The sequence below is a fragment of the Streptomyces sp. NPDC029526 genome (genome assembly GCF_040637405.1).
Classification (GTDB): Bacteria; Actinomycetota; Actinomycetes; order Streptomycetales; family Streptomycetaceae; genus Streptomyces.
The window spans coordinates 25,780-42,672 of the sequence record NZ_JBEZWE010000019.1 but is presented as its reverse complement, the minus strand read 5'-3'; the positions used below and the strand labels follow the sequence as shown (position 1 = coordinate 42,672).

The 16,893-nt window shown below is 74.6% G+C and carries 18 protein-coding genes and 1 pseudogene; 9 read left to right on the top strand and 10 right to left on the bottom strand.

Annotated features, from left to right (window positions below; all coding sequences use genetic code 11):
• The first annotated feature begins 242 nt into the window (after positions 1–242).
• Complete coding sequence (locus AB0F01_RS27265) at positions 243–782, top strand: excalibur calcium-binding protein (protein ID WP_362101010.1); 540 nt, start codon at positions 243–245, stop codon at positions 780–782.
• Between the two features lie 6 nt (positions 783–788).
• Here AB0F01_RS27265 and AB0F01_RS27260 read toward each other — a convergent pair whose 3' ends face one another.
• Together AB0F01_RS27260 and AB0F01_RS27255 are read right to left on the bottom strand one after the other, a co-directional pair.
• Entirely contained in the window at positions 789–1,172 is a 384-nt protein-coding gene (locus AB0F01_RS27260; protein ID WP_362101008.1) for a DUF3037 domain-containing protein, read from the bottom strand.
• The gene (locus AB0F01_RS27255) at positions 1,169–1,933 is read right to left on the bottom strand and encodes a HipA family kinase (RefSeq protein ID WP_362101006.1); all 765 of its coding nucleotides are present in this window, start codon (positions 1,931–1,933) and stop codon (positions 1,169–1,171) included. The genes AB0F01_RS27260 and AB0F01_RS27255 overlap by 4 nt, the downstream gene beginning before the upstream one ends.
• Positions 1,934–2,284: 351 nt before the next feature.
• Between AB0F01_RS27255 and AB0F01_RS27250 the strand changes: the two genes are divergently transcribed.
• Together AB0F01_RS27250 and AB0F01_RS27245 are read left to right on the top strand one after the other, a co-directional pair.
• Complete coding sequence (locus AB0F01_RS27250; protein ID WP_362101133.1) at positions 2,285–2,731, top strand: Rieske (2Fe-2S) protein; 447 nt, start codon at positions 2,285–2,287, stop codon at positions 2,729–2,731.
• A gap of 482 nt (positions 2,732–3,213) precedes the next feature.
• Positions 3,214–3,684: a pyridoxamine 5'-phosphate oxidase family protein gene (locus AB0F01_RS27245; protein WP_362101003.1), complete on the top strand. Its 471-nt coding sequence runs from the start codon at positions 3,214–3,216 to the stop codon at positions 3,682–3,684.
• Between the two features lie 21 nt (positions 3,685–3,705).
• Here the strand turns inward: AB0F01_RS27245 and AB0F01_RS27240 are convergent, their stop codons facing one another.
• Positions 3,706–4,608 carry a LysR family transcriptional regulator gene (locus AB0F01_RS27240; protein WP_362101000.1) on the bottom strand — a complete coding sequence of 301 codons (903 nt, stop codon included), beginning with the start codon at positions 4,606–4,608 and terminating at the stop codon, positions 3,706–3,708.
• Positions 4,609–4,683: 75 nt separating this feature from the next.
• Between AB0F01_RS27240 and AB0F01_RS27235 the strand changes: the two genes are divergently transcribed.
• Complete coding sequence (locus AB0F01_RS27235; protein ID WP_362100998.1) at positions 4,684–5,634, top strand: DMT family transporter; 951 nt, start codon at positions 4,684–4,686, stop codon at positions 5,632–5,634.
• Between the two features lie 46 nt (positions 5,635–5,680).
• On the opposite strand, the gene AB0F01_RS27230 is transcribed toward AB0F01_RS27235, so the two are convergent.
• Positions 5,681–7,018 carry an aminotransferase class I/II-fold pyridoxal phosphate-dependent enzyme gene (locus AB0F01_RS27230; RefSeq protein WP_362100996.1) on the bottom strand — a complete coding sequence of 446 codons (1,338 nt, stop codon included), beginning with the start codon at positions 7,016–7,018 and terminating at the stop codon, positions 5,681–5,683.
• 45 nt (positions 7,019–7,063) lie between these two features.
• Here AB0F01_RS27230 and AB0F01_RS27225 point away from each other — a divergent pair, with 45 nt between their 5' ends.
• Complete coding sequence (locus AB0F01_RS27225; protein ID WP_362101130.1) at positions 7,064–7,780, top strand: pyridoxamine 5'-phosphate oxidase family protein; 717 nt, start codon at positions 7,064–7,066, stop codon at positions 7,778–7,780.
• 178 nt (positions 7,781–7,958) lie between these two features.
• Here AB0F01_RS27225 and AB0F01_RS27220 read toward each other — a convergent pair whose 3' ends face one another.
• From AB0F01_RS27220 to AB0F01_RS27210, 3 genes are all read right to left on the bottom strand, one after another.
• A complete protein-coding gene (locus AB0F01_RS27220) occupies positions 7,959–8,915 on the bottom strand; it encodes an EamA family transporter (protein WP_362100993.1) in 957 nt (318 codons plus the stop codon).
• Between the two features lie 220 nt (positions 8,916–9,135).
• A complete protein-coding gene (locus tag AB0F01_RS27215; protein ID WP_362100991.1) occupies positions 9,136–10,134 on the bottom strand; it encodes an EamA family transporter in 999 nt (332 codons plus the stop codon).
• 242 nt (positions 10,135–10,376) lie between these two features.
• Positions 10,377–10,973 (bottom strand): Clp protease N-terminal domain-containing protein, encoded by a 597-nt coding sequence (locus AB0F01_RS27210; protein ID WP_362100988.1) that lies wholly within the window; start codon positions 10,971–10,973, stop codon positions 10,377–10,379.
• Between the two features lie 199 nt (positions 10,974–11,172).
• Here AB0F01_RS27210 and AB0F01_RS27205 point away from each other — a divergent pair, with 199 nt between their 5' ends.
• Positions 11,173–11,385, top strand: a complete 213-nt coding sequence (locus AB0F01_RS27205) for a hypothetical protein (protein WP_362100985.1) — start codon at positions 11,173–11,175, stop codon at positions 11,383–11,385.
• A gap of 200 nt (positions 11,386–11,585) precedes the next feature.
• Here AB0F01_RS27205 and AB0F01_RS27200 read toward each other — a convergent pair whose 3' ends face one another.
• Both AB0F01_RS27200 and AB0F01_RS27195 read right to left on the bottom strand, forming a co-directional pair.
• On the bottom strand, positions 11,586–12,221 hold the full coding sequence (locus AB0F01_RS27200; protein WP_362100982.1) for a PadR family transcriptional regulator: 636 nt from the start codon (positions 12,219–12,221) through the stop codon (positions 11,586–11,588).
• Positions 12,222–12,463: 242 nt separating this feature from the next.
• Complete coding sequence (locus tag AB0F01_RS27195; protein WP_362100979.1) at positions 12,464–14,020, bottom strand: oxidoreductase; 1,557 nt, start codon at positions 14,018–14,020, stop codon at positions 12,464–12,466.
• Between the two features lie 241 nt (positions 14,021–14,261).
• On the opposite strand from AB0F01_RS27195, the pseudogene AB0F01_RS27190 reads away from it, so the two are divergent.
• From AB0F01_RS27190 to AB0F01_RS27180, 3 genes and pseudogenes are all read left to right on the top strand, one after another.
• A pseudogene (locus AB0F01_RS27190) lies at positions 14,262–14,668 on the top strand (VOC family protein).
• 28 nt (positions 14,669–14,696) lie between these two features.
• Positions 14,697–14,957, top strand: a complete 261-nt coding sequence (locus AB0F01_RS27185) for a hypothetical protein (RefSeq protein WP_362100976.1) — start codon at positions 14,697–14,699, stop codon at positions 14,955–14,957.
• A 221-nt stretch (positions 14,958–15,178) separates the two neighbouring features.
• Positions 15,179–16,003: a PhzF family phenazine biosynthesis protein gene (locus AB0F01_RS27180; RefSeq protein ID WP_362100974.1), complete on the top strand. Its 825-nt coding sequence runs from the start codon at positions 15,179–15,181 to the stop codon at positions 16,001–16,003.
• Between the two features lie 42 nt (positions 16,004–16,045).
• On the opposite strand, the gene AB0F01_RS27175 is transcribed toward AB0F01_RS27180, so the two are convergent.
• Positions 16,046–16,846 carry a type II CAAX endopeptidase family protein gene (locus AB0F01_RS27175; protein ID WP_362100971.1) on the bottom strand — a complete coding sequence of 267 codons (801 nt, stop codon included), beginning with the start codon at positions 16,844–16,846 and terminating at the stop codon, positions 16,046–16,048.
• Between the last annotated feature and the right edge of the window lie 47 nt (positions 16,847–16,893).

Sequence of the window (16,893 nt, the reverse complement as noted above, 5' to 3'; positions counted from 1 at the left end):
TGACGCTAGAAGCCCTGGCACGCGGTGTCAACGGCACGTCCGGCCCGTGTGATCCATTACCCGCCTCCCGGACGCGCCATCCGCCGCCCCACGCGCGGCCCCGGCGACGGTGCCGCGCCGGGCCCGCGTCCCCGGCCGCACGCCCGGCCCGGCACCCGATCGGCCCACGGCCGCGCGCCCACGGCGACCCCCGGACCTAGCGTCGAAGGCCGAGCCATCCGTGGCCGGAAAGGAGGCGCTCCATGCGCCGTCGTACCGGTGCCATAGGCACACTGATCGCGCTCACCGCGGTCCTGCCGGCCGCCCCCGCCCACGCCCAGGACCTGGACTGCCGCGACTTCACGTACCAGGAGGACGCGCAGGCGCTGTTCGACTCCGACCCCCGGGACCCGCACCGCCTCGACGAGGACCAGGGCCCGGACGACGGCATCGCCTGCGAGGCACTCCCCCGGCGCGCCGCCGGCACCGCCTCCTCGACCAGTTCGCCGCGTCCGACGACGGCCGCCCCGTCCACGTCGCCCGCCGGACCCACCACCGTCCCGTCCACCGCCCCCACCACCGGGCCCACCGCGGTGCCCACGACGACGCCCGCGACTGAGCCGCCGTCCGGCGTCGCCGGCACGTCGACGGCCCCCGCCGCGGTCGCCTCGCGCGGGGTGCGGGGCGGGCTGGGCGGCTCCTCCGACAGCGGCCCGAGCGGCCTGGAGCTGGGCGTCGGGGCGACTTTCGTGGCCGGTGCCCTCGCTGTCGGCGGCTACCTCCTCAAACGCCGGCGCTCGTGAGCCGGGTCACCGCACCAGCAGGCCGAGCAGCCGTTCCGTCTCGGTGCCCGGGTCGGCGGTGAGACCGGTGTGCACGGGCCCGGGCTGCACGATGGTGGACCGGGGCGCGATCAGCCAGCGGAAACGGCGGCCCGCGTCGTCCTGCGCGGCCTGACCCGCCCCGTCCCCGCCCGCGCAGACCCGCTCGACGGCCCGCAGCGCCGCCCGTACGCCCGCGAGGTCGACGTCCGGGTCGAGGGCCAGCAGGCGGGCCTCGTCCAGGTGGATGCGCGCCGCGACGAAGGACAGCGGCCGGCAGTACAGCAGGACCCCGGCGTTGACGCACTCACCGCGTTCGACGCGCGGCACCACCCGCAGCAGCGCGTACTCGTAGACGTGCCGGCCGCTCACCGGTCCTCCTCGATGCCGTCGACGTGCCGGTGGACGGTGGCCGCGCGGGCGAGCAGCGGCCGCGCGTAGGCCCGCCGCAGGTCGTCCGGGGTGTCGAAGCCCGGCTCGTCGTGCAGCCAGGCGTCCGGCACGGCGGCGGTGACCTCGGCGAGCAGGTCCTCGGTGACCAGCGGCGCCAGACGCGCGGCGGCGGCCCCGACGTCCGGCGCGAACGTGCGCAGCACGTGGTCGGAGGCGTCGTAGGGGCGGGCGGCGGAGGCGTCGGCGCCGGGCCAGTTGTGGTGCCAGATCATGGTCGCGCCGTGGTCGATGAGCCACAGGTCCCCGCGCCGGAGCAGCAGGTTGGGGTTGCGCCAGGAGCGGTCGACGTTGTTCACCAGCGCGTCGAACCAGACGATCCGCCCGGCTTCCTCCGGGTCCACGTCGAAGGCCACCGGGTCGAACCCGAGGGCACCGGAGAGGAACTCCATGCCGAGATTGGTGCCTCCGCTGCCGCGGAGCAGCGCCTGCACCTCCTGGTCGGGCTCCCCCAGGCCGAGCACCGGATCGACGTCGACGGTCACCAGGCGCGGCACCCGGAACCCCAGCCGGCGGGCGAGTTCCCCGCACACGACCTCGGCGACCAGCGTCTTGCGGCCCTGGCCCGCACCGGTGAACTTCAGCACGTAGGCACCCAGGTCGTCGGCCTCGATCAGCCCGGGCAGCGAACCTCCCTCGCGCAGCGGCGTGATGTAACGGGTGGCGGTGACTTCGGTCAGCACTGCGTCAGGCTACGCGATCTCCGTGCCCGGCCGTCCGCGGGAGGACGGCCGCCGGGGCGTCGACGGCCCACGTCCACGACCGCCGGGGACCTGCCCGGGCACCCCGCCCCCGGGAGAAGCCGGCCGGTCCCGACAGCCAACCGACAGCTGTGGCTTACGTCCCCCCGACCCCCTCGGTGGCCATGCTGGGGACCGCTGAACGGCGTGGGCCCGCCGGCCGTACCTGTCCACGGATCAACTTCCCCGGAAGGGACGCACCGCATGACCAGGGCATCGCTCAAACCCTCTCCCGAGACCCCGGCCGCATCCGAGCAGGACGACGCCGCCACCGGACCCGGGCGCCGGGCCGTGATGGCGACGGTCACCGCCGCGGGTCTCACGGTGGCACTGACCGCGTGCGGAGGTTCCGACGACTCGCCTTCCGCCGGTGCGTCCGGCGACGCCTCGTCCGCCGCCGGCTCCGACGACTCCGCGGCCGGCTCGGACGACGACGGCGGCGGCGGCGACGCCGGTGCCGCGCTCGCGACCACCGCCGAGATCCCCGAGGGCGGCGGCAAGGTCTTCGCCGACCAGAAGGTCGTGGTCACCCAGCCGTCGGCCGGGGAGTTCAAGGCCTTCTCGGCGAACTGCACCCACCGGGGCTGCGCGGTGCAGAGCGTCGCCGACGGAGTCATCAACTGCCCCTGCCACAACAGCAACTTCTCCATCACCGACGGCAGTGTGCAGGGCGGTCCCGCGCCCAAGCCGCTGCCGTCCGTGCCGATCACGGTCGAGGGGGACTCGATCTCGCTGGCCTGAGCCGCCGGGGCCGGACCGCGCGGTCCCGTCCGCCCGGCGGGGGCCGACGCCGCCTACCCGGCCGCCGGGGCGGTGAGCCGCCGGCACCCGCCGGGCCACCGCCCCCACGGGGACCGTTCGGGCGCCCGCGACAGCACCGGGCGGCGGCACCACCGGTGCGATCGCGGGCCACGGGTGCCCCGAGGCCGCCAGGCCGGCCGACGCGCGGCACGCGACCAGCGGGCGGGGCCGGGCCCCGGCGGGCCCCGGCGCGCGGCGGCGCCTGACGCACCGGGCACACGGCCGGGCGGCGTGCGCCCCTGCGACCCTGCGCCCCAGCGCCCCAGCGACCCAGCGACCCTGCGCCCCTTCGCTATCCCCCTGGGCCCCGCCGCCGGATGGTGAGCGGACATACGTTGCGCGGAGCGGGAGAACGACCCATCCTTTTCTGACGTGATGTCAGAGGATCTCCTCTGGCACGACGTGAGAGAAAGAGGGGCCGTATGAGCGCCACGCAACGCCGGGGCCGGAAGATCATGATGACGCCCGGCGAGCTGGACGATTTCCTCACCACCCAGCGCACCTGCCGGGTGGCCACGGTGTCGGCCGACGGCGCACCGCACGTGAGTGCGCTCTGGTTCGCCTGGGACGGCGTCTCGCTCTGGCTGTACTCGGTGGTGCGCAGCAAGCGCTGGACGCAGCTGCGCCGCGACCCGCGGATCGCGATCGTGGTGGACACCGGCGAGGAGTACGACGAGCTGCGCGGGGCTGAGCTGTCGGGACGGGCCGAGTTCGTGGGCGAGGTGCCCCGCGTAGGGGACCTGCACGCCGAACTGGACGTCCCGGAGACACTGTTCGCCCGGAAGTACTTCGGCCTGGAGGAACTGCCGCACGACGGCCGGCACGCCTGGGTACGGCTGACCCCGGAGAAGGTGGTGTCCTGGGACTTCAGGAAGCTGGGGGTCACCGGTTAGGGGTCACCGCGCGCCGGCCGGTCAGCCGACGCGCTCCCCCGCCGCCCGTAGTTCCCGCACCGCCGCGCGGATCGAGGGGCGGCGGTCGGCGTCCGCGCGCCAGACGACGTACACGTGGCGCCGGACCCGCTGCCGGAGCGGGACGGTGACCACGCCGTCGGGCAGCGGGTCGCGGCCCAGCAGCGGGACGACGCACACGCCGAGGCCCGCCGCGACGAGGGCGAGCTGGGTGTGACTCTCGGCGGCGCGGTGGCCGACGATGGGCTCCACGCCCCGCGAGCGCAGCGTGAACATCAGCCACTCGTGGCAGAACTCGCCCTCGCCCCAGGTGATCCACTCGTCGTCGGCGAGTTCGGCGAGGTCCACCTCCTCCCGGCCGGCGAGCCGGTGTCCGGCGGGCACCGCCACGTCGGCGGGGTCGTCCAGGAGGGGCGCCTTCACCAGTCCGTCCGGCAGCGGCATCGGCTTGTTGTACCAGTCGAGCACCACCGCCAGGTCGAGGTCGCCGCGCACCACCCCGGCGATGCCCCGCTCGGGTTCCAGCTCGCGGGAGCGCACGCGCAGGGCGGGATGCTGCTCGCGCAGGGCCGCCAGGGCGAGGGGGAACAGGCCCCGCGCGGCGGTGGGGAACGCCGAGACCCGCAGCTCGCCGACGACCTGCCCGCGCTGCGCCTCCAGGTCGGCCTGGGCCAGCTCGACCTGGGACAGGATGCGGCCGGCGTGTTCGGCGAGCAGCCGGCCCGCGTCGGTGAGCCGCACGCCGCGGCCGTTCTTCGCCAGCAGGCGCTGCCCGACCTCACGCTCCAGCTTGGCCATCTGCTGCGACACGGCGGAGGTGGTGATGTGCAGTCCAGCGGCTGCGCCGCTGACCGAGCCGTGCCGGGCGAGGGCGTCGAGGGTCCGCAGGCGCTCCAGGTTCAACATGTAAGCGATGCTACGAGATATCGGGTGCGAATTCTCGATTGTGCTACGAGATGACGGTCCTTCATCGTGGCACCCATGAGCAGCACGACCACGACCACGAGCACCTCCCAGGGTCCCGCCCATCGGACACCCGGCCGCACCCGCCGCCGGCCGGACTGGCGGCTCCGCTTCGGCGCGCTGTCCCTGATCTGGGGCTTCAGCTTCCTCCTGATCAAGGTCGGCACCGAGGGCTACGCCCCCTTCCAGGTCACGCTCGGCCGGCTGGCCTTCGGGACGGCCGTGCTCGCCACGGCGATGGCCGTGCGGCGCGAGCGGCTGCCGCGCGGACTGCGCACCTGGGGGCACCTCGCGGTGGCCGGGTTCCTGCTCAACGCCCTGCCGTTCTCGCTGTTCGCGTTCGCGGAGCTGACCATCCCGTCCACCCTGGCGGGCATCTGCAACGCCACCTCACCGCTGTGGGGCATGGCCCTGTCGCTGGTGGCCCTCTCCGAGGACCGGCCGACGCGCGTGCGGCTGGCGGGGCTCGGCGTGGGATTCGTGGGGGTGCTGACCGTGCTGGGGGCCTGGCAGGGCTTCGAGGGCCTGGACGCGAGGGGCACGACCCTGGCACTGCTGGCCTCGCTGAGTTACCCGGTCGGCTGGATCTACGTCCGTCGCACCCTGGCCGGCAGTACCCATTCCCACCTGTCGCTGACGGGCGGGCAACTGCTCCTGGCGACCCTGCAACTCGCCGTCGTCACCGCGCTGTTCACGTCCGCGCCGAGCGGGTTCGCGGTCGTCCCGCTGCTGGCGGTCGCCGCGCTGGGCACGCTCGGCACGGGCCTGGCGATGCTCCTCCAGTACGGCCTGGTCGCCGAGGTCGGCCCGACGACCGGCCAGATGGTGACGTACTTCGTCCCGGTGATCGCGGCGGCCGCCGGCGTCACGATCCTGGGCGAGCGGCTGACCTGGTCGATCCCGGTCGGCGCGGTGATCGTCCTGGCGGGCGCCGCGCTCACCCAGGTCAAGCCGCGCTCCTCCGGGTGAGGCGCCGGGGGCACGGGCGCCGCCGTGGCTGTGGGTCGACGGACCGTCAGACGTACGTCCTGACCGCGCCGTCCGGAGGTTCGAGCGCCGACGCGATCGCCGACGCGACCGGTTCGGTCTCGTCGGCGGTGAGGGTGGAGACGGTGACGCGGATGCCCTGCGGTGCGTGGGAGCGGAAGCGTGCTCCGGGCGCGACCGCCCAGCCCGCGTGCAGCAGCCGGGCGACGGCGCCGGTCTCGTCCGGCACGGGCACCCACACGTTCAGGCCGCTGCGCCCGTGGGCGGCGATCCCGCGCCGGGCCAGGGCCCCGATCAGCGCCTCGCGGCGCCGTCCGTAGGCCGCGGCAACCGCGTCGGGGTCCACCGCGCTGCCCGCCCACAGCCGGCCGACCGCGCGCTGGAGCAGCAGGGGCACCCAGCCGGGGCCGAGTCGCTGCCGGCCCCGGACCCGGTCGAGGGTGACGGGGTCTCCGGTGAGCACGGCGAGCCGCAGGTCGGGGCCGTAGGCCTTGGCCGCCGACCGGACGAACGCCCAGGAGGGGGTGGCTCCGGCGAGGGGGTGCGGGGGGAGGTCGACGATGTGATGCCCGTGGTCGTCCTCGATCAGCAGGGTGCCCGGATGACCGGCGAGCACCGAGCGCAGGGCCCGCGCGCGGCCGGCGCTCACCGCGGCGCCGGTGGGGTTCTGCGCGCGGGCCGTGACCACGAGGGCCCGCGCGCCGCCCGCGAGGGCGCGCCGCACGTCGTCCGGGAGCGGGCCCTCGTCGTCCACGCCGACCGGCACGGTGCGCAGCCCGAGTGCCGGGACCAGGTCCAGGAGGCTGCCCCAGCCGGGGTCCTCCACGGCGACCGCGTCCCCGGGCCTGAGGTGGGCCGCGAGCACCCGTTCGATGGCGTCGAGCGCGCCGGAGGTGACGGCGAGGGGCCCGTCCGGGACACCGTCGGCGTCGAGCCCGGCCCGGGCGGGCGCGGCCAGTTCGGCGGCGACCGGGTCGCTGCCGTAGAGCACCGGGTCCCGGTCGCCCTGTGCCGCGGCGGCCGCGATCACGTCGGTGAGCTGCGGGAGGAGGGCGGGGTCGGGGTTGCCGTCGGACAGGTTCCGCACGCCGTCCGGCACCTCGACGCGGATCAGGTCGCGCGCGGTGGTGGCCGGTTTGGCCCGCACCCGGGTCCCGCGCCGGCCCGCGGTCTCGATGACCCCGCGCTCGCGCAGGGTCCGATAGGCCGCCGCGACCGTGTTGGGGTTCACGCCGAGCTGCTCCGCCAGGGCCCGGAGCGGAGGCAGCGCCCGGCCGGGGGGCAGGGCACCCTCCCCGACTCCCCGCTCGATGCTCGCGGCGATCTCGGCGGCGCCGCTTCCGGTGATCCGATATTCTCCTAGCACAAACGCAATTATGCACTAGAACAAAGGAGAACGCCAGTGAACACCATGCCGGGAACGCCTCAGCACCAGCCCCCGCCGTCGTCGTCGCCGCCGTCGTCGCCGTCGTCGTCGTACGCACCCACCGGACGGACCGTCCCGACCCGTTCCGCCCACCGCGCGGCGTACGACAGGGAGTCGGTGCACGCGATACTCGACGCGGGCTGCGTCTGCCACCTCGGCTTCGTCCGCGACGGCGCGCCGGTGGTGCTGCCCACCCTCTACAGCCGCGTCGGGGAACGCCTCTACGTACACGGCTCGACCGGCTCACGGCCGCTGCGCGCCGCGCGCGACGACGACGCCGGTCTGCCCGTGTGCCTGACGGTCACCCACGTCGACGGCCTGGTGCTGGCCCGCTCGGCCTTCCACCACTCGGTCAACTACCGCTCCGTGGTGGTGCACGGACGCGCCCACGACGTGACCGACCCGGAGGAGAAGCGCCGGGCCCTGGACTCCCTCGTCGAGCAGGCCGTGCCGGGACGGGCCGCCGACTGCCGCCCCGCCGACAAGAAGGAGCTCGCCGCCACCGCCCTGGTCCGGCTCGACCTGCGCGAGGTCTCCGCCAAGGTCCGCACCGGCGGCGCCAACGACGAGCCCGAGGACCTCGCCCTCCCCCACTGGGCCGGTGTCCTCCCGCTGCGCACGGGCTACGACACCCCCCTCCCCGATCCCGGTCTCGCCCCCGGCACCGCCCTGCCCGCGTACCTGGCGGCCCTGGGAAGCTGATCACCCCCGGGACACGCCCGAGGAAGACACCTGGCAGCGGTGGCCGGCCGTGCACGACCTCGGACAGCTCGCGGTCGACGGTCCGCCCGGGGAACCGCCGTGGGGCCTCGGCCCCCCGGCCGCACCCGTCCGTCACCCTCGGACCCGCCCCGCCGGACCGCCCCGCCGGACCGCCCCGTCAGGCCGGCACGGCCTCCGGCTGTGCCCTGCGGGCGCGGGCGCTGCGGGCCTCGCTCGCGGCGAGCCCGGCGACCGAGCCCAGCATCAGCAGGGTGCCGACCAGGGTGGCCGCCGTCAGTCGTTCGCCGAGCACGGCGACGGCCAGCACGGCGGCGCTCACCGGTTCCAGCAGCATGATCACGGACACGGTGGCCGAGCGGACGACGGCGGCCCCTGCGAAGTAGAGGCCGTAGGCGAGCGCCGTCGGCACCGTCGCCACGTACACGACCAGGAGCAGCAGCGTGCCGGGCCGGTCGGTGTGCGGCACCAGGCCCTCGAGCGCGGCGAGGGGCAGCAGCACCAGGCTGGTGACGGCGAAGGCGCCCATGGTGGTGCCGGTGGCGTCCGTGGCTCCGTCGCGGCCCCACCAGCGGGTGAGCAGGGTCATCGTCGAGTACCCGGCCGCGGAGAGCAGGGCGAGCAGGACGCCCCACGCGTCCACGGTCGTCTCCCCGCCGCCGAGGACGAGCACCACCAGCCCGGCGAGCGCGCCCGCGACGGCGGCCAGACCGCCGCGCCCGAGTCGCTCGCCCAGGGTCAGCCGGGCACCGAGGGCGATGAGCACGGGTCCGGCGCCGAGGGTGACGACGGTGGCCACGGCCAGGCCGGTGGCGGAGACGGCCGCGAAGTAGGCGGTCTGGAAGACCGCGAGGCCGATGCCGGTGGCCCCGGCCCGCAGCACCCGGCGGCGCAGCGGCTCGGTGACGGCGGCGCGGGGGCGCCGGGCGAGCCGCTGCGCCACGAACAGCAACAACAGCCCCAAGGCACAGCGCCAGAAGGACAGGGCGACGGGTCCCATGTCACCGGTCCGGTAGACCAGTGACGCGGCGGCGCCCGCGGTGCCCCAGGCGGCACCGGCGACGACGAGATAGAGCAGGCCTCGCCCGACGGGCAGACCGGAGACGGTGTTCGACACGTGTTCTCTCCGCAGATGCGCGCACCCCGCCCGACGGCGTGGGTGCGGAAGTTCGGGAAGGGGTCCGGCGGTCCCGGCCGGGGCCGGGGCGGCGGGATCCACGGACTTCATCTGCGGGCAGCCCCGTTGCGCCCGGCGACCGGCCGGGCGGCGTGACGGAGGCCCGCCTCAGGCGGCCGGAGGCGGAAGAACGAGTGCGCGCGCATGCATGATCGGCACCCTAGGCCGCTCTCCCCGGCGAGGACAACTCCCGGTCCGGTCCGCCCCGGGCGACCGGCCCGTCGGAGGCCCTGGCCGGCGCCGAGGACTGCGCGATGAAGGCGCCGGCCAGCACCACCGCGCCGCCCACGAGCTGCGGCGCCGAGAGGTGCTCGCCGAGGAGGAACCAGGCCAGGACGGTGGCGATGACCGCCTCCAGGCAGGCGACCACCCCCGCCACCTGGGGCGACAGCCGGCGCACGGCCAGCACGCCGGTGCCGTAGGCGAGCACCGTCGCGAGCAGCACGACCCAGGCCACCAGCAGGCCGGCGGCGACCGGCGTGCCGCCCATCTCCGCGGTGCCGGCGAGCACGGACCAGTCCATGGACCAGGGCCTGGCGACCACGGTCAGGACGGCGGCGCCGATGAGCAGGCCGAAGGCGATCACGCCGAGCGGGTCGGGTGCCCGGTCGCCGGCGTCACTGCCCTGGTCGGACAGGACGAAGTAGCCGACCTGGCAGCAGGCGGCACCGAGTGCGAGCAGCAGGCCGAGCGCGTCGAAACCGAGACCGGCCCACACCTCGACGACGCAGGCCAGGCCGCCCACGGCGAGGACCACCCCGACCGCGGCGGCCCGGGTGACCGGCCGCCGCTGCACGAACCGGACCCAGCCGAGGACCAGCGCGGGCGCCAGGTACTCCACCAGCAGCGCGACTCCGACCGGGATGCGCGAGATGGCGGCGAAGTAGAAGGCCTGGACCCCGGCGACGGCGAGCAGACCGAATCCCGCGAGCAGGGCCGGGTGGCGGCGCAGCAGGTCCCGGTGGCGGACGGCCAGGGGGGCCATGACGAGGGCGGCGCCGGCCACCCGGAGCCACACCACGTGCAGCGGATCGAGGCCCGCCTCGATCAACGGCTTGGCCGCGACACCGGATCCGCCGAAGGCCACCGCGGACAGCAGCGCCAGACCCAGTCCGACACCCCTGCCGCGACCGCCCGGCGCGCTGACAGTCGTATGCACCGACTCATGATGGCAGGCTCCGACAGGAGCGTCACCCCTGTTGGCACCTGTCTCACCGAGTGGACGGCCCCGCCGGGCTTCCTGGCCGGGCGGCCGGGGGCCACGGAGAGAACGGGACCGGGCGATGGAGAGACCGGGACCGGGCGGACGGCCGGGCCTGTCGGCGGAGCGACCTCGCGCGGCGGCCCGGACGGGTCGGAGTGCGGGGCAGGGGGCGGCCGGACCCCTGCTTCAGAACTGCTTCAGCGCGGACCGTCCCCGAACGTGCGGTCGGCGCGGCCCGCCGGACACTCCCGGGGCCGCCCAGGCCCTGCCGCCCACGCCTCGCTCCGGACGGTCAACCCGGGCACGTCGATGCCCGCCCGTTCGAGCACCTCGACGGCGCGCGCCCCCGGGGCGGTGACGATCGCCGCGAGGAGGTCCACCCCCCGGGCCGGCCCGCCGCGCCGTGCGGCATGCGCCCGGGCGCTTTCCATGCACGCCGCGGCCACCGGTGACAGTCCCGCGGCGGTGCCGCTCACCACCGGGACGGTGCCGGAGTCCTCCACGGCGCTCTGCCAGCGCAGGCCGTACCCGATGCTGCGCTGGACCAGGTAGCCGAGCAGCCGGGCGCTCCCGAGCCCTTCACCGAACACCTCGCTCACCTCCGCGTCGGACTCCAGGAGGGAGTGCAGCAGGTGGGCCGTGTCGATCTGCCGGTCCCCGTCCCGCAGGGCGCGGCGGCGGGCACCGGCGACCACGGCCGCGAGGGCTTCGCTCAGCCCGGCAGCGCGGTCCGCTCGGCGGGTGCCCGGCTCCGCGGGCTCTCGGGCCGCCGGCCGGGGGGTACGGGGGTGCACGTCCCCACCCCATCAGCCGCGCCCGGCCCCGGACATCCCCGCCGGGGAGCATCTTCGCGTCCCACGGGAAGCTGACGGGAGCGGCCGGCCGTCCTCCTTGCGAAGGAGATCCACCCGTCCCGGCCCGTGGGGGCGCGCGCCGCCTTGACCCGCGCCCGCCCGGCAACCGGAAGGGTCCCGCCGCTCGTCCCCCACAGGCATGGAGAGCAGGTGCTGGCTGGTCGCCCTGCCGGCGGTGGACGGCAGGCAGTACGTCTACCGGGTCTACGCCCCGGACGACGCCCTGCCCGCCGACCTGTTCTGGGAAGCCTGGCACCACCACGACGAGGGCCCCTTCCCCCGGGCCTGCGACCTGTTCGACGCGGCGGTCATACGCCGGGTCGGCACCCACGGCGGCCCGGCGCGCCCCTGACACCCCGCCGTACCGCGCCGACCCTCACCGCGCTTCGCCTCCCGCCCCGGCGCACCCCGCCCCGGCCCCACGGCCCGGCCCCCGGCCAGGCACACGGAGCGGCGCCCCACATGCCCGACGTGGGGCGCCGCCGGCGCTTCGGCGGGGTCCGGGACCCGGGCCCTGGGGCCGGACCGCTCCCACCCCGGGCCGGGGGAGACTCAGTCCTCGTCGGCCAGGATCAGGTACAGCTTCTTGCGGGCCTCGTTGATGACGGCCAGCGCCTTCTCCCGCTGCTCCTCGCTGCCCGTCTTCCAGACCTGTCCGAACGCTTCCATCAGCCCGAAGCCGGCCTGCCGGATCTCGTTCAGAGCCTCCCAGTCCACTCCGCGCGAGACGTCCTCCCACGGCGCCTCGGGCCCGTCGTCGGCGGCCGCGCGGCCGTCGTCGGTGAGCGCGAACAGCTTCTTGCCGCCGTCCGCCTCGCTGACGATCAGCCCCTCGTCCTCCAGCAACTGGAGGGTGGGGTACACGGAGCCGGGGCTGGGCTTCCACGCCCCGCCGCTGCGTTCGGCGATCTCCCGGATCATCTCGTAGCCGTGCATCGGCCGCTCCCGCAGCAGGGCGAGGATCGAGGCGCGCACGTCACCGCGCCGCGCCCGCCCGCCCCTCGGCCCTCCGCGCCCCCGTCCACCCCAGGGCCCGCCGTGACCGAAGCCGAAGCCGGGCCCGCCCCCGCCCGGGCCACCGGGGCCGAACGGGCCGAAGGCGGCACGCAGACGCTGGAAGTCACCTCGACCGCCGCCCCACGGGCCGGCGTGACCGCGCTCGCCGCAGTGGTGTCCGCGCGTACGCATGGCAACCACTCCCTTCGTCTCGTCATTGACCTGTCGCGATAACTCAACGATATATCGCTGAACGCTCGGACGTCGACACCCGTGCAGTGCCCTTCCTGTTCCTGGCGGTCAGGGGCTCTCCGCCGCGCACGTGCCGCCACCGGTCGCGCCATTGGGGGCAGGAGCGGCTGCCGCACCGCCGCCCGTGCTCCCACCTCGGTCGTGGCCGACGGGGCTCTCCGGCGACGGCCGGAAGCGTCGGTCTAGTTCTTCTGCAGCGCGCGGGTCACGCCCGCGACGACGGCGGTCGTCAGCACCCAGCCGAAGGCGATCAGCAGGTAGGCCAGCCACTGCAGAGCGCCCTCCTCCCAGTACCACGCCGTGCGCTGCCCCAGGCCGCCGATGGGCATCAACAGGTCGAGCGTGTAGACGAAGGGCTGGAAAGGGACGCCTTCGCCCGGCTGGACCGGAGTGGGGGTGTGCGTGCTGAACGACAGGGTGCCCAGCAAGGTCAGCGCGAGCAGCCAGACGCCGGCCAGCCAGGGGCGGTAGCCGTAGCCGACCGTCAGGTCGAGCAGGTGCCCCCAGGCGCGAGCGGCCGGGGAGAGGGTCCGGCGCCGATGGCGCTGCTTGGCCAGCAGCACACGGCGGGCCTCGTCGTCATGGCCGGCCTTGCGGTACCAGCTCGCCAACTGCTCGTAGGGCTGGGGGTTGTAGCCGGGGCAGCGGCGGATCCACGCCACACGGCCGGCCACCGAGTCACGCCACCCCACGGCCTCCCCCCGCGCGCCCGTCCCGGCCGTCTTGAGGGAGCCGTAGACGAAGCCGTCCAGTTCCACCACGTCCGGCCAGCTGTGTTCGTTGTCGTGGAGGTAGGACACCTGGGCGCCCCTGAGGTCCACGGCGGCGGCCGGTGGCCGGGCGAGGGTCAGGTCGAAGTCGACGGCCTGCATCAGCGTGCCGAGCAGGGCCGGGCCGGCTCCGCCGGGAGGTCCGTTCAGCACGGCTCCGGCGAAGGTCAGGGTCCCCGAGATCCGGGCACCGCGCAGCCGTACGGTCCCGTTCGCGACGAACCCGTCGGAGAGGTCGAGGGTCGAAGCGGCGGCGTTGTCCAGGGCGAGAACCGTCCCTCGTGGTCCGGGGTCCGCGAGCCGCGCGCCCCGCAGGAACAGGCCGCCCGGCAACTGAGCCCCCGGCAGCCGTACTTCACCGTGCGCGACGAACCCGTCCTGACAGAACATGCCCCCTTCCAGGACCAGGCCGCCGGCGGCCACAGCACATCCTCCGGGTGCGTGCAGCTCCGCTCCGTCGAGCAGCAGGCCGTTGGTCACCCGGGCGTCGCTGAGCGACAGGGCGGTGCTCACCCGGTGGAAGGGGGAGTGGCCGAAACTCTCCACGCTGGACCGCCGCAGGTCGAGGACTCCCTCGACACAGACCGAATCCGCTTCGACACCCGGGACCCGGCTGCCCGTGATCACGAGGGTCTGCGACGACGCTCCGAGAAGGTTCACCGGTTCCTCGAACCAGCAGTCCTCGAGCCACAGGGCGTGCTCGATCCGGGCACCGGCCAGGTCGAGCTGCCCGGACACGCGTGCCCCGACGAGCCGCAGAGCAGCGACAGCGCCCGGCCGCGTGCCGTTCCCGCCCAGCAGGAGTGCCGCCAGGACGGCGGCCCGGACCGTCCGTTCCGCACCCCACCGGCCACCCTCGGCGACCCGGTCGTCGTCCGGGTCGCCCGTGCGCAGGTCCACGCGGCGTCCCTCGGGGAACGCGTCCCACAGCGCACGTTCCGGTGGGGTCAACTCCTCGTAAGAAAGCACCCGTTCAGGGTAACGATCTTCCCCCCCGCACCCGTCCGCCCCCGGCGCCCGGATCTCACCGGGCCGCTGCTACCCGCTCCGCCGGCGAACACCTCAGGCGGACGGTTCGTCAAGGGGAGGCTGCTGGTCGCGCGCAACCGGAGGCTGAGCGGTGTCATGCGGCGAGCGCGTTGTCCGGCAGGGCCGAGATCGCGACGGGCCTGTCCCGCAGCCGGGTGTGAGCTTGTGACAAGATCGCGGGATGCTGCGACTCACCGATGTCGTTATCGACTGGACACGATGAAGCTGGCTGCTTTCTACTCCGAGGTGACGGGCCGTCCGATCAAGGAAGGCAGCTCCGAGGACTGGGCCGGCATCCCGTTCGGCGAGATCGAGCTGGCATTCATCCGGGTGGACGACTATCGAGCTCCGCAGTGGCCCGACAGCGAGCACCCCAAGCAGTTCCACCTCGACTTCGAAGTGGACGAGATCAAGTCCGAGCAGCGCCGCGTCCTCGACCTCGGCGCGACGCTGAGGCAGGACTTCATCGGCCCCGACGGCTACGGGTGGCAGGTCTACACCGACCCGGTCGGCCACCCCTTCTGCCTGTGCCGCAACAAGGGCGTCATCTGGACCGACCAGGGCCCGATCTGGCCCGAACGCAACTAACACGAACGCAACTGACTGGACTCCGGTCATGGAGATGAGCGACATCACGATCGAGCTCACCCCCGACGAGGCCCTGGTCCTCTCGGACTGGCTGGAGCGAGTACAGATGACAGATCTCAGCCGCCTGGTCGACGATCCGGCCGCCTGGGCCCCGATCCACAAGATCGCGGGAACACTGGACAAAGCGCTCCCTGGAATCTTCGCCGCGGACTACGCCGAACGTCTGGAAGCGGCCCGGCACCGTCTCCGGACGGCCACGGGCAGCCTTGCCGAAGAGCAAGACGGCTGAGCTGCCCTTACCCACCTCTAGCGCGCTTCCGTGAAAGCCATGCCGTTGAGGAATCCCGGCCCGTGGCGTTCTCAGACGGCATGGCAACCCGCAACCCAGCAGGTCGACTCGGCTGACACCGGACGGCCTCCACCGGCGCCGGGCGATCATTCGGCGCATCGAGGCCGGCGCTCCACGATCGGCTTTGGCGCGGGCGTTCCCGCAGGCCCTACGGTCGCGTCATGCGGATTCACATCGTCGACGCCTTCACCGACCGCCCCTTCGCCGGCAACCCCGCCGGTGTGCTGCTCCTGGACGGCGGCTTCCCCGACGACGCCTGGATGCAGGACGTCGCACGCGAGGTCAACCACGCCGAGACCGCCTTCGCGCACCCCATGAGCCGGGGCGGGGAGGCCGACTGGGCGCTGCGCTGGTTCACCCCGGTCACCGAGGTGGCGATGTGCGGGCACGCCACCCTGGCCACCGCGCACGTGCTGTACACCACCGGGGCGCACCGGGGCCCCGTGCGGTTCGCCACCCGCAGCGGGGTGCTGCGCGCGGACAGCGCGGAGGACGGCTCCCTCACCCTGGACTTCCCCACGGCTCCGCTCACCCCGGCAGCCGTCCCGCCCGGACTCGACGACGCGCTGGGCACCGCCGTGCTGTCGGCCTTCGACACCGGGCCCGACGTCGGGGACCTGCTCGTCGAGGTCGCCGACGAGGAGACGGTGCACGCGCTGCGCCCGGATCTGCCGTCCCTGGCCGCCCACTCCACGCGCGGCATCATCGCCACCGCCCGCGCGGCGGACCCGGCGCGGGGTTATGACTTCGTCTCGCGCTGCTTCTTCCCGAACGTGGGCGTCGACGAGGACCCGGTGACCGGCAGCGCCCACACCGCGCTCGCGCCCTTCTGGTCCGGGCGGCTCGGCCGGACGGTCCTCACCGGGCTCCAGGCCTCGCACCGTTCCGGGACGATCCGCACCCAGGTGCGGGGCGCGCGCACCCTGCTGCACGGGCACGCGGTCACGGTGATCGCGGGCGACCTGGTGGCGGAGCCGGGCGCCTGACGGAGCGGGCCGGGCGCGGCGGGGAGCGTCGCGCCCGCCCGCTCAGGCGGTCGGGAGCCAGTCCACCTTGCCGGCCAGCAGGGCGTATCCGACGAACGCCCCGATGTCGAGCAGCGTGTGGGCGACGACCAGCGGCCCCACCCTGCCCCAGCGGCGGTACAGCAGGACGAACACCACACCCATCACCATGTTGCCGATGAAGCCGCCGATGCCCTGGTAGAGGTGGTACGAGCCGCGCAGCACCGCGCTGGTCGCCAGCACGGCCCCGGGTCTCCAGCCCAACTGGTCGAGCCGTCGCACCAGATAGGCGAGGACGATGACCTCCTCGACGACGGAGTTCTCCATCGCCGCGAGGATGAGCACCGGGAACTTCCACCACACCTCGGGCAGTGCCTCGGGCACCACGGTGAGGTTGAAGCCGAGGCCGCGCGCGGCCAGGTAGAAGGCGATGCCGCTGCTGCCGATGACCGCGGCGACGGCGGCCCCGCGGCCCAGGTCGGACCAGGGCCGGGTGCGGTCGAAGCCCAGGGTGCGCAGACTGGCGCCCTCGCGCAGCAGGAAGTGCGCGACGAGGGCCACCGGCACGAGCGCCGTGGTGATCCCGAACAGCTGCCAGGCCAGGTCCAGCCACGGGCGGCCGGGCGCGGCCGAGGCGTTGAGCGTGGCGGCCTGGTCCTTCAGGCCCCCGGGCCGGGTGACCGAGCCGACGAAGCTGATGAGCGCGGAGACCGCGCTCGCGCCGAGGGACAGCGCCAGTACCAGCAGCGTCTCGTCCCGCAGGGTCCTGCGGGAGAGCTCCCGCCGAGGAGGGGACACGTCCCCCGGGCCCGCCTCCGCCTGCACGCCTGCCTCCCCATCACCGACCGGTCCGGATCAGTATGCCGGTCAGT

Bases quoted from the DNA above. Each gene is read 5' to 3' on its own strand.
- AB0F01_RS27180 (WP_362100974.1), top strand. From the start codon at position 15,179: ATGCGGATTCACATCGTCGACGCCTTCACCGACCGCCCCTTCGCCGGC.
- AB0F01_RS27240 (WP_362101000.1), bottom strand. From the start codon at position 4,608: ATGTTGAACCTGGAGCGCCTGCGGACCCTCGACGCCCTCGCCCGGCAC.
- AB0F01_RS27205 (WP_362100985.1), top strand. From the start codon at position 11,173: ATGGAGAGCAGGTGCTGGCTGGTCGCCCTGCCGGCGGTGGACGGCAGG.
- AB0F01_RS27185 (WP_362100976.1), top strand. From the start codon at position 14,697: ATGGAGATGAGCGACATCACGATCGAGCTCACCCCCGACGAGGCCCTG.
- AB0F01_RS27235 (WP_362100998.1), top strand. From the start codon at position 4,684: ATGAGCAGCACGACCACGACCACGAGCACCTCCCAGGGTCCCGCCCAT.
- AB0F01_RS27265 (WP_362101010.1), top strand. From the start codon at position 243: ATGCGCCGTCGTACCGGTGCCATAGGCACACTGATCGCGCTCACCGCG.
- AB0F01_RS27245 (WP_362101003.1), top strand. From the start codon at position 3,214: ATGAGCGCCACGCAACGCCGGGGCCGGAAGATCATGATGACGCCCGGC.
- AB0F01_RS27250 (WP_362101133.1), top strand. From the start codon at position 2,285: ATGGCGACGGTCACCGCCGCGGGTCTCACGGTGGCACTGACCGCGTGC.
- AB0F01_RS27200 (WP_362100982.1), bottom strand. From the start codon at position 12,221: ATGCGTACGCGCGGACACCACTGCGGCGAGCGCGGTCACGCCGGCCCG.
- AB0F01_RS27225 (WP_362101130.1), top strand. From the start codon at position 7,064: ATGCCGGGAACGCCTCAGCACCAGCCCCCGCCGTCGTCGTCGCCGCCG.